Origin of the sequence: Dokdonia donghaensis DSW-1 (genome assembly GCF_001653755.1) — a bacterium.
In the GTDB taxonomy this organism is placed as follows: Bacteria; Bacteroidota; Bacteroidia; order Flavobacteriales; family Flavobacteriaceae; genus Dokdonia; species Dokdonia donghaensis.
The window spans coordinates 685,600-698,005 of sequence record NZ_CP015125.1; the positions used below are offsets into that span (position 1 = coordinate 685,600).

A 12,406-nucleotide genomic window follows, 5' to 3' on the forward strand; every position below is an offset into this window, starting at 1 on the left:
TTATGGCTACACTAAAAGTAAAACAACACGATTTTAAAGATTGTGGTGCTGCCTGTCTTGCCTCTATAGGTAATCACTATGGTATAAAACTGCCCATCTCCCGTATACGACAGTTTGCAAATACTGATAAGCACGGCACAAATGTGCTGGGAATGATAGAGGCCGCTGAGCGAATGGGGCTTACAGCAAAAGGGGTAAAAGGAGACTTCGATGCCCTCTCTGAAATACCGTTACCTGCCGTAGCACACGTGGTTATAAATAAAAAACTTCATCATTATGTAGTCATTTACAAAGTCACAAAAAAGAAAATTATCGTGATGGATCCTGGCAACGGGAAGATGAAGGAGCACAGTCACGACGCCTTTAAAGAAATCTGGAGTGGAGTGCTTATTTTATTCTCCAAGGCAGATGATTTTCAAGAAAGTAATGAGAAAGTTGCTCCTATAAAAAGATTTTGGAGGTTAGTACAACCCCATAAAACTGTACTCATTCAAGCACTTGTAGGCGCTATTGTTTTTACGGTATTAGGGCTGGCAATGTCCATCTACGTACAAAAAATCACAGATTATGTACTTGTAGGTGGTAATTTGAGGTTACTAAATTTATTAAGTATCGGGATGGTTGCAATTATCTTGTTACAAACCTACATAGGCGCACAAAAAAGTATTTTTGTTTTAAAAACGGGACAGCTTATAGATGCAAAACTCATTTTGGGTTATTATACACACCTCCTTAACTTACCCCAGCGATTTTTTGATACAATGCAAATAGGCGAGATTACTTCTCGTATAAGTGATGCGGTAAAAATAAGAGCATTCATCAATAATGTAGCGATAGATCTTATTGTAAATGTGTTTATCATCTTTTTCTCATTTGCATTAATGTTTACCTATTACTGGAAGCTTGCAGTTGTGATTCTACTAGTAATTCCTTTTTATCTTATCATCTACGCATTAATGAACTACTTTAATAAAAAAGTAGAACGTCGCTTGATGGAAGACAGTGCAGAGTTACAAACGCAACTTGTTGAAAGTATAACACACGTGCGTACAGTCAAGGAATTTGGCATAGAAGAATACTCCAATGTGAGAACAGAAAACAGATTTGTGAAATTACTATTTACAGGATATAAATCTGGTATTAATGGCATCTTTGCAGGGAGTTCATCTAAGTTTTTAGCATCCATTTTTACAGTCATTTTATTATGGGTGGGTTCTAGGTATGTAATTCAAGGAGAAATCACAACGGGAGAACTTTTTTCCTTTTATGCCCTTATTGGCTATTTCACATCTCCTGTGGCTTCACTTATCGGGATGAATAAAACTATACAAAATGCCCTTATCGCAGCAGATCGTCTTTTTGAAATTATGGATCTTGAACGAGAAGACAGAGAAAATAAAATTAAGTTGTCCAAAGATGATCTAGGCGACATACGCTTTGATAATGTAGATTTTAGGTACGGCTCTCGTGCAGAGATTTTCCAAAACTTTACTGCAACCATAAAACATAATCAAGTTACTGCCATTGTAGGAGAAAGCGGTAGTGGTAAAACTACCTTAATTTCTATCATACAGAATTTATATCCTATAAAAAGCGGGAAAGTGTTTATAGGAGATTATGACCTTAAACACATAGATTATAAAGAGCTACGTTCTTTTATCGGTGTAATACCTCAAGATGTTAGTTTATTCTCAGGAACCATTATAGAAAATATTGCCTTAGGAGAATCATTCCCAAATATGAAAAGGGTATTAGATTTATGTAATCAACTAGAGATTACCAAATTTGTAGAAAAGTTTCCAAGGGGTTTTGAAACGTACGTAGGAGAAAATGGTGCATTACTTTCGGGTGGTCAAAAACAGCGCATTGCTATTGCTAGAGCACTATATAAAAATCCTGAAATATTATTAATGGATGAAGCAACATCAGCGCTTGACACCTCATCAGAAGGAATTGTAAAAAAAACTATTGAGAATTTTAGATCTTCCGGAAAAACAGTAATTGTAATTGCTCACAGGTTAAGCACCATTGCAAATGCAGATACAATTCTAGTTTTAGAAGATGGAAAAATAGTTGAAGAGGGTACACACGGAGATTTACTGGCTAAAAAAGGAAAATACTCTGATCTTTGGAGTAAACAGTCATTAGTTTAAGTACTTAATAATAAAACCAGAAAAAAAGAGAATATATACGATAGCAATTTCGGCTTTTCTTACCACGCTGGTTATAAGAAACTGGGATGCTTTAAAAAGTTTTATTGCTAGTTTATTTGCATAATTTAATTTAAAATTTTGGCGAAAGCGGTCTCCTTAAAGTTGAGTTGTCAAACATTCAAAACCGTATATTTGCACAAAAATTATAGATGAGTAAATTGGTTATTGTTGGTTCTTGCGCTTTTGATGCTATAGAAACACCTTTTGGAAAAACAGATAAAATTATTGGGGGAGCTTCTCCTTATATAGGACTTGCTGCGGCACAGTTTGATAATGTTGATCCAGCCATTGTTGCCGTAGTAGGTGATGACTTCCCACAAGAGTATCTTGATTTTCTTGCAGAGAGAGGTATTAACACAGACGGAATAGAAGTTGTAAAAGGTGGTAAAACATTTTTCTGGAGTGGTAAGTATCACAATGATATGAACTCTAGAGATACACTAGCTACAGAGCTTAATGTACTAGCAGATTTTTCTCCTAAGGTTCCTGCATCTCATAAGGAAGCACCTATTGTAATGCTAGGTAACTTGCAACCACAAGTGCAACTTAGTGTTATCGAGCAAATGGATGTAAAGCCTAAGCTTGTGATACTAGACACAATGAACTTCTGGATGGATATCGCGCTTGACGAGCTTAAAACTACGCTCAAAAAAGTAGATGTTATTACTATAAATGACGAGGAAGCACGCCAGTTAAGTGGTGAGTACTCTCTTGTGACTGCTGCAAAGAAGATTCACGAGATGGGGCCTAAGTATGTAGTCATTAAGAAGGGTGAGCACGGAGCACTTATTTTTGAAGGTGATAAAATGTTTTTTGCGCCAGCACTGCCACTGTCTGACGTTTTTGACCCTACGGGAGCTGGAGACACCTTTGCAGGAGGATTTGCAGGTTATATTGCACAAGCAGGAGACACTTCTTTTGAAACAATGAAGACGGCTCTTATATATGGATCTTGTCTAGCATCCTTTACTGTAGAAAAATTTGGAACAGAGCGATTACAATCTGTAACCCCAGAAGAAATCAAAGAAAGATTGCATCAGTTTAAACAACTTGTTCAATTTGACATAAACATAAACGACTAAATCCTGCGCTCCAATTTTTTGGAGCGCTTTTGTTTTATAAAGCTATGAGTGACGCTATTAAGCACGAATGTGGTATTGCAGTAATAAGACTAAAAAAACCACTAGAATTTTATAAAGAAAAATACGGTACCGCTTTTTACGGTGTAAACAAGATGTACCTTATGATGGAAAAACAGCACAACCGTGGTCAAGACGGAGCTGGTTTTGCCAGTATAAAACTAGATGTTGCTCCGGGTGAGCGTTACATCTCAAGACAGCGCTCTACGGCACAACAACCCATACAAGATATTTTTGCAGAGATTAATGGGCGTATCAATACCCTTATGACGGCAAATCCAGATAAAAAGGATGACGTAGCCTGGCAAAAAAGTAATGTCCCTTACATAGGTGAGCTACTATTAGGTCACGTGCGCTATGGGACCTTTGGAAAAAACAGTGTAGAGAGTGTACACCCTTTCTTGCGTCAAAACAACTGGATGCACCGTAACCTCATAGTTGCGGGTAATTTTAATATGACTAATGTAAACAAGCTTTTTAACAAGCTCGTTTCACTAGGACAGCACCCTAAGGAGCAAGCAGACACTATCACAGTGATGGAAAAGATAGGTCACTTTCTTGATGACGAGGTAGCAAAACTATATAAGAAACTTAAAAAGGAAGGTTTTAATAAACAGCAAGCCTCACCACAAATTGCAGAACGTCTTAAGGTTGCAAAAATCTTGCGTCGTGCCTCAAAAGATTGGGATGGCGGTTATGCAATGGCGGGACTTCTAGGTCACGGAGATGCATTTGTACTAAGAGATCCAGCAGGTATACGCCCAGCCTATTATTTTGAAAATGATGAGGTGGCCGTAGTAGCAAGTGAGCGCCCAGTTATACAAACAGCTTTTAACGTTCCTTTTGAGGAGGTAAAAGAGCTAGACCCAGGTGCAGCAGTTATTGTAAAGAAAAACGGAACACTTACTGTAGAGCAAATTTTAGAACCGCTTACGCGAAAAGCTTGTTCCTTTGAACGTATCTATTTCTCAAGAGGCTCTGATGCCGAAATATATAAAGAGCGTAAAATGCTAGGTCGTTTATTAATGCCACGTGTACTCGAAAGCATTAATCACGACACAAAAAACTCTGTATTCTCTTTTATACCTAACACTGCCGAAACATCATTTTATGGGATGGTAGAAGCAGCGCAAGATGAGCTCAATAGACAAAAAGGACAAAAAATTCTCGCCGCAAAGGGAGACCTTACAGAAGCACAGCTCACAGAGATTTTATCACAGCGACTGCGTACCGAGAAGATAGCTATAAAAGATGCAAAGCTTCGTACGTTTATTACAGAAGATAGTAGTCGTGATGATCTAGTTGCTCACGTTTATGATGTCACCTACGGGGTAATAAAGCCAGAAGACAAGCTAGTAATTATAGACGATAGTATCGTGCGAGGTACAACTCTTAAAAAGAGTATTATCAAAATGATGGCTCGTTTAAATCCAGCCAAAATCATTGTAGTATCAAGCGCCCCTCAGATTAGATATCCAGATTGTTATGGTATAGATATGGCGAGACTTGAAGATTTTATAGCATTTAGGGCTGCTATAGCTTTACTTAAAGACAATGGTAAGGAGGATCTTATAGATGAAGTATATAAACAATGTAAAGAACAAGTAGATCTTAAAGATAAGCACGTTAAGAACTATGTAAAGCGTATTTACGAACCATTTACACAGCGTGAGGTTTCTCAAAAAATAGCAGAGCTTCTCACAGATGACACTGTAAAAACCGAAGTAGAAATTATCTATCAAACGGTAGAGAGTCTACACAAAGCGTGTCCAGAAAACCTAGGAGACTGGTATTTTACCGGAGACTATCCTACTAACGGAGGACACCGCGTAGTTAATAGAGCTTTTATAAACTTTGTAGAAGGAAATAAAGAAAGAGCCTATTAATGAGCTTCTTAAGAAAACCTTAAATTATTAAAAAACTGTGTATTTCGTCTAAAAATTGAGTTTTTTATCTAAAAATTAAGTAATACTTAAAAAATGACACCTATATTAGCAAAGCCATAACATAAGTAGGTTAAGTTAATGGTAGATTTGGGGCAAAAAAAGGTGGATCTTTCCGCCTTTTTTTATGTGCTAATTTCACGCAAACTATGCAGTCAATTTCTTATTAGAAAAAATTCTGACTATGCCCCTTGACATACTTGCTTGAGAGTAGTATCAATGTCTCAAGAATAAAAAAAGGACCACTCAATGAGTGGTCCTTTTTTTAAAGTATTAATAAGCTACCGCTTATTTGTTTTGAGCATATAGAGCGCTTACTTTTTCCCAGTTTATTACATTAAAAAATGCATTTACATAATCTGGACGTCTGTTTTGATAATTAAGGTAGTATGCGTGCTCCCATACATCAAGTCCTAAGATAGGAGTTCCTCCACAACCTACTTTAGGCATAAGTGGGTTATCTTGATTAGGTGTTGAGCAAACCTCAACTTTTCCACCTTCGTGCACACATAGCCAAGCCCATCCTGAACCAAACTGTCCTCCTGCTGCAGATGAGAACTTGTCTTTAAAAGACTCAAAGTTTCCGTAAGCCGCGTTTATAGCCTCTGCAAGTTCACCCGTAGGCTCTCCTCCACCGTCTGGAGACATAACTTCCCAAAAAAGTCTGTGGTTATAAAAACCTCCACCATTGTTACGTACAGCAGTGTTAGACATATCTAGGTTAATAAGTATATTTTCTATAGTCTTACCTTCAAGGTCTGTTCCCTCTATGGCATTGTTAAGTTTATTAGTATATCCAGCGTGGTGCTTGCCGTGGTGGATCTCCATAGTCTTTGCATCTATGTTAGGCTCTAGAGCATCTTTTGCATACGGTAATTCTGGTAAGGTAAATGACATTTCTCTTTCGTTTTTGGTTAAACTTCAATTCTGATTTTAACAAAGTTACATAAAGTAAGGTATTCTTTATGTTATAGAATTCTTATAAATAGGTGTACGCTTTCGCGAAAGCGTAATAAAACATAACAAATTAACGCAACCGTTTAGAAATTAAAGGTCTTATAATTATAGACATTCATTTTAGGGGTATTATAGGTGTCTATATAATTATTAGGTTGAGGTTTGACAAAGCCACCCATAAAGGTGGCTTTTTGCTATCTTAGTGCTATGACCGAAAAGAATACATTTATTGTGCTCAATGCCTCTGCAGGATCTGGTAAAACATATAGTCTTGTAAAGCAATACATCACTACGCTTCTTAAAAGTAAGGATCCTAATAAGTTTAGACATTTACTTGCAATCACTTTTACAAACAAGGCAGTTGCCGAGATGAAAAACAGAGTGCTAGAAACTCTTAAAGCCATAGGTGATTATAAGCAGGGTGATAAACCAGATATGCTAGATGATCTGGCTAGCGCTAGTAACTTACCGGTAGATGATGTGGTGCATAAATCAAAGGAGATTCTCAATAGAATTTTACATAATTATGCTGCTTTTGATATTGTTACGATTGATACACTTACGCATAGAATTATACGCACCTTTGCAAAAGATCTTAATATCTCTAGCAGTTTTGAAGTGTCCCTAGATCAAAAAACGCTCAGCGCACAAGCTGTAGATGCTCTTGTTGCAAAAGTGGGTGTAGATGATACCATTACTAAGGTGCTCGTAGATTTTGCTCTTGAAAAAGCAGATGATGATAAAAGCTGGGATATAAGTAGAGATTTACTAGAAATTGCCACGCTATTACATAATGAAAATGATCTCAAGGCGCTAGAACTTCTTAAAAGCAAATCATTATCAGACTTTGATGAGCTTGCTACATTTCTTAACACTCAAATTAAGTCTCTGGCTAGTAAACAGCAAGAAACGGGTAAAAGCCTTTTAGACTTTATACACACATTAGGTCTAGATCAAAAAAGTTTTGCCAGCGGCTATTACTATAAGTTTATAGTACAAGTAGCTAGTGGCACAAAAGGTCTAAAATATTCTGGTTCTGGTTATAAAGACAATATCGAGGAGTATGCATTTTACACAAAGGGACAAAAAGATGATATAAAATCTATAATAGATGCAAATAGAAATCGCTTTGTAGACGACTTTTTAAAACTAAAATCTCTTGCCTCGAAGCAAAAGAAGTATGAGGCTTTTCGCTCTAAGCTTATACCACTTTCTGTTTTACACCTTATTAAAAAGGAGCTCGACCTTATTAAGGAAGAAGAAAATGTATTGCTTATATCAGATTTTAATGCCCTTATTTCAAAATCGCTTAAAGATCAACCTGCTGCATTTTTATATGAGCGGCTCGGTGAGCGATATACAAATTACTTTATAGATGAGTTTCAAGATACCTCTGTGATGCAGTGGGACAATCTCGTCCCACTTATAGATAATACGATAAGTAGCGCCTCTAGTGATGAAGTAAGCAATTCTTTATTACTCGTAGGTGATCCAAAACAAGCAATATATAGATGGCGCGGTGGTGAGGCAGAGCAGTTTATTGCTCTTAGCCACCAGATTAATCCTTTTACCACAGAGGCTACCGTAGCTCGCCTAGACACTAACTATAGAAGTAATGAGTCTATTATTCATTTTAATAATAGTTTTTTTACACACCTTGCCGTACACTTTAATAATGAGCTCTATAGTGAGATTTATAAAATAGATAATGCACAAGGCACAACTAGCAAAAAGAATGGATATGTTTCCCTAGAGTTTATCGATTATGAGAATAACGAAGAGTCAGACCTTCTGTACCCAGAAAGAATTATAGAAATCATTAATGAAGTTACGACTCAAGGGTACTTGCACTCAGATATTTGTATTCTTACAAGAAGTAATAAACACGGTACACACATTGCTCAAGTTTTACAAGAGGCAGGTACAGAGGTTGTCTCCTCAGAGAGTTTACTTATCGAAAATTCTCCTACCGTGCAGTTTATACACAACTTTATCACAATGCTTTCTTTTCCTAAACAATTAGAGTATAGACTTGCTGTACTTTACTTTTTAGGAACACATTATACTATAAAGGACACCCATAATTTTTACAGTACTCATACGGCTAGCACATTATCAGAATTTTTAGAGCAGCTCAAAGCTTTTGATGTTTTTATACATCTCGATTACTTAAAAAACCTCTCTCTTTATGAGTATATAGAGTACGTTATACGCTCCTTTTACTTAGCTCCAATATCTGATGCATATGTAGTGGCATACCTCGATCTGGCTTATAATTATGCTCAAGCACACAGTGGTGGTGTTTTAGGTTTTATAGACTACTGGGAAGAAAAAAGAGAAAAAGCAAGTATCGTAGCACCAGCACAAGACAATGCTGTGCAGATAATGAGTATTCATAAATCAAAAGGGCTTGAGTTTCCAGTAGTTATATATCCTTATGCAGACTCAGACTTGTATCGCACTCGTGGCGAGCACCAGTGGTTCCCTATGGAAAATGAAGATATTAATGGTTTTAACACTTTAATGGTCCCACATAATAATGCGCTTAACGATTTTGGAGAGGCTGGCATAGCGCTTTTCGAAAAAAGAAACAATGAGCAACAATTTGACACCATAAATGTACTTTATGTAGCACTCACTCGTGCCTCAGAGCGGTTATATGTGTTATCACGCTTTCGCGAAAGCGTAAAAAAAATAGGTTCATATAGTGACCTTTTTATCGATTATCTTCAAAACAACAATTTGTGGAATAACGACCAGCGAGAATATAGTTTTGGCAGCAAAACAGCCGCTATTAAAAAAAACAAAACTTCTGATTATCAAAATTTTACACCCACCATTCGGTCTACAGCCAGAGAAGAGTTAGGTATACAAGTAATTACTCAGGCTAGTTTTCTATGGGATGAGAAAAAGCAAAATGCAATTACTTATGGTAATCTCATACACGAGTTAATGGCCGCTGTTACAAACCACAATACAATTACAGCCGTAGTTGATGATGCTGTGCGCCACGGTATCATACCTCAAGAAAGCCGAAAGGTTATGACGGGCATAATGAATCAGGTTGTCTCACATCCAGACCTAAAGTTATTTTTTGAAGAAGAAAACACCGTTTACAATGAACGTATGATACTTGCCAGTGATGGTCGTTTTCACATACCTGATCGTGTTGTAGTTACTGCAGACGGAAGTACTATAATTATAGACTATAAAACGGGTGCCCATAACTACTCTTATGCAAAACAACTTGCAACCTACGCCGGGTTATATCAAGAGATGGGTTATGACGTAACTCATAAACTGCTTGTTTATATAGACAGCACTATAGAAGTAGTCGCAGTTTAATACCTTTGTAAAAAACAAACACATATGTACGGTAGTATACAACAACACTTACAAAAAGAACTTGCAGAAATTAAAGATGCAGGACTATATAAAAAAGAGCGCATTATCACATCTCCTCAAGATGCGGTAATCACAATTTCTACAGGAGAAGAGGTAATAAACTTTTGTGCAAATAACTATTTAGGGCTGTCATCACACCCAGAAGTAATACAGGCTGCAAAGGACACTATGGATACTCACGGTTTTGGGATGAGTTCTGTACGTTTTATTTGTGGTACACAAGACATACATAAAGAATTAGAGCAGCGTATTGCCAAATTTTATGGAACAGAAGATACCATATTATATGCTGCAGCCTTTGATGCAAATGGTGGTGTTTTTGAGCCGCTACTAGGTAAGGAAGATGCGATTATATCTGACTCGCTTAATCACGCTTCTATAATAGACGGGGTACGCCTTTGTAAAGCTGCTAGATATCGCTATGCAAATAATGATATGGCAGATCTAGAAGAGCAACTTAAAAAAGCAAATGAAAATGGTGCTCGCCACAAAATTATAGTTACAGATGGTGTGTTCTCAATGGACGGTCTTGTTGCTCCACTAGATGAGATTTGTGATCTAGCAGATAAGTATGACGCTCTTGTAATGATAGATGAATGTCACGCTACAGGTTTTATAGGTGAGCGCGGTATAGGTACGCTAGAAGAAAAAGGTGTTTTAGGTCGTGTAGATATTATTACTGGCACATTAGGTAAGGCACTAGGTGGCGCAATGGGAGGATATACAACTGCAAAAAAAGAGGTTATAGAAATACTACGCCAGCGTAGTCGTCCTTACTTATTTTCAAATTCTCTTGCTCCAGCCATTGTAGGTGCTTCAATAAAAGTCTTAGATTTATTAGAAAAAGACACTTCTTTACGAGATAAGCTAGCAGAAAACACAGCATATTTCAAAAAAGGAATGAAAAAAGCGGGTTTTGATATTATAGATGGAGACTCTGCAATTGTTCCTGTAATGCTCTATGATGCAAAGCTCTCTCAAGATATGGCAGACGCACTTTTAGAAGAAGGTATATATGTGATAGGCTTCTTCTTCCCCGTGGTACCAAAGGGAAAGGCACGCATTCGTGTACAATTGAGTGCTGCTCATTCTATTGAACATCTTGATGCTGCGATAGCAGCTTTTACAAAAGTGGGAAAAGATTTAAAAGTAATTTAAACGGTCCTTACCCCCTGTTTGTAAGGGAGGTTTGGAAAAATTTAGTACTTTTAGCTTTGTTGATTAATTTTAACAACTTACTTTTGTCGGTAATTAACACTTAAAATTTAAGACTAAACAATGAAACATCTTAGCAGATTTTTAGTTGCAGCACTTATGATTCTTGCTTTAGGATCAGTGAATGCACAAGACGCAAACAATCCTTGGGCTATCTCAGTCGGAGCAAACGCAATTGACACATACCCAGTAGGTGACGCAATAGACGGAGTTCCTGGAGCTGGTGAATTAAGAGGAAACTTATTTGAAGAATTCTACAATGTTGAAGATCACTGGAGCATCGTACCTTCAGTTTCTTATGTAAACGTTTCTCGCTACTTAGGAGATGGTTTCACATTTGGAGTATCTGGTTCATTAAACAGAATTGACAAATTAGGAGATTCAAGACCAAGAAATGAATTACAATACTACGGAGCTGATGGAGATTTCTCTTATAGCTTAAGAGACCTTATCAATGGTGAAGGTGGATGGTTTGATCCTTCTCTTTCTGTTGGTGCTGGTTATACGTGGGTAGAAAGTTCACTAGACGGTGAGTTAGGTGGATTTGGAACTGCAAATGCTGCTGCCGGAGTTAAAATTTGGTTAGGAGAAAACTTCAATATTGGTTTACAATCTAAATATAAGCACGCTTTTGAAGATGACGGAATCAAGCACTTTCAACACGTTGCTGCTGTAGGTATTGTTTTCGGAGGAAAAGATACAGACGGTGATGGGATATATGACAAAGATGATGCTTGTCCAGAAGTTGCAGGTCTTCCTGAGTTTGACGGATGTCCAGACTCTGACGGTGACGGTATCCAAGATTCTAAAGATGCTTGTCCTACTGTTGCTGGTTTAGCAGAGTTTGATGGTTGTCCTGATACAGACGGTGATGGTATTCCTGATCCTAAGGATGCTTGTCCTACTGTTGCTGGTATCGCTGCTTTAGGTGGTTGTCCAGATGCAGATGGTGATGGTATCAAAGATGCTGATGATACTTGTCCAAATGAGGCAGGACCACGTGCTAACAACGGATGTCCTTACCAAGATAAAGACGGTGACGGTGTACTAGATAAAGATGATGAGTGTCCAGACGTTGCAGGAACTGTAGCAAACAATGGATGTCCAGAAGTATCTGTAGAAGTTCTTAATGATCTTAACGTTGAAACTAAAAAAGTACTTTTTGATTACAACAAAGCATCAATCAGAACTGAATCTTATGCGACTCTTGATAAGGTAGCATCAGTAATGATGGAGTACCCAACAACTCGTTTCCTTATCGAAGGTCACACTGATGATAGAGGACGTGATGCATATAACTTAAATCTTTCTGACCAGAGAGCTGCTTCAGTAAGAAGCTACTTAACAGGAAAAGGAATCCCAGCGTCTCGTTTAGAATCTAAAGGATTTGGTGAAGCTAGACCAGTTGCTTCAAATAAAACTGCTGCAGGACGTCAAGAAAACAGACGTGTTGAGCTTTCTATTTTAGAGCAATAGAAATAAAATAAGATTTTTATAATCTTAAAAACGCCTCGCAATTGCGAGGCGTTTTTTA

7 protein-coding genes are annotated in these 12,406 nt (G+C 37.4%); 6 read left to right on the forward strand and 1 reads right to left on the reverse strand.

Annotated elements, in window-relative coordinates; translation table 11 throughout:
- Positions 1-2: 2 nt before the first annotated feature.
- The 3 genes from I597_RS02900 (at position 3) to I597_RS02910 (ending at position 5,238) form a co-directional block, all read left to right on the forward strand.
- Positions 3-2,153, forward strand: a complete 2,151-nt coding sequence (locus I597_RS02900) for a peptidase domain-containing ABC transporter (protein ID WP_035326149.1) — start codon at positions 3-5, stop codon at positions 2,151-2,153.
- Between the two features lie 209 nt (positions 2,154-2,362).
- A complete protein-coding gene (locus I597_RS02905) occupies positions 2,363-3,295 on the forward strand; it encodes a PfkB family carbohydrate kinase (protein ID WP_035326150.1) in 933 nt (310 codons plus the stop codon).
- A 44-nt stretch (positions 3,296-3,339) separates the two neighbouring features.
- A complete protein-coding gene (locus tag I597_RS02910) occupies positions 3,340-5,238 on the forward strand; it encodes an amidophosphoribosyltransferase (RefSeq protein ID WP_035326151.1) in 1,899 nt (632 codons plus the stop codon).
- Positions 5,239-5,583: 345 nt separating this feature from the next.
- Here the strand turns inward: I597_RS02910 and I597_RS02915 are convergent, their stop codons facing one another.
- A complete protein-coding gene (locus I597_RS02915; RefSeq protein ID WP_035326152.1) occupies positions 5,584-6,192 on the reverse strand; it encodes a superoxide dismutase in 609 nt (202 codons plus the stop codon).
- A 267-nt stretch (positions 6,193-6,459) separates the two neighbouring features.
- On the opposite strand from I597_RS02915, the gene I597_RS02920 reads away from it, so the two are divergent.
- From I597_RS02920 to I597_RS02930, 3 genes are all read left to right on the forward strand, one after another.
- A complete protein-coding gene (locus tag I597_RS02920; protein ID WP_035326153.1) occupies positions 6,460-9,597 on the forward strand; it encodes a UvrD-helicase domain-containing protein in 3,138 nt (1,045 codons plus the stop codon).
- A gap of 24 nt (positions 9,598-9,621) precedes the next feature.
- A complete protein-coding gene (kbl, locus tag I597_RS02925; protein WP_035326154.1) occupies positions 9,622-10,815 on the forward strand; it encodes a glycine C-acetyltransferase in 1,194 nt (397 codons plus the stop codon).
- Positions 10,816-10,935: 120 nt separating this feature from the next.
- Positions 10,936-12,348 carry an OmpA family protein gene (locus I597_RS02930; RefSeq protein WP_035326155.1) on the forward strand — a complete coding sequence of 471 codons (1,413 nt, stop codon included), beginning with the start codon at positions 10,936-10,938 and terminating at the stop codon, positions 12,346-12,348.
- Positions 12,349-12,406 lie beyond the last annotated feature (58 nt).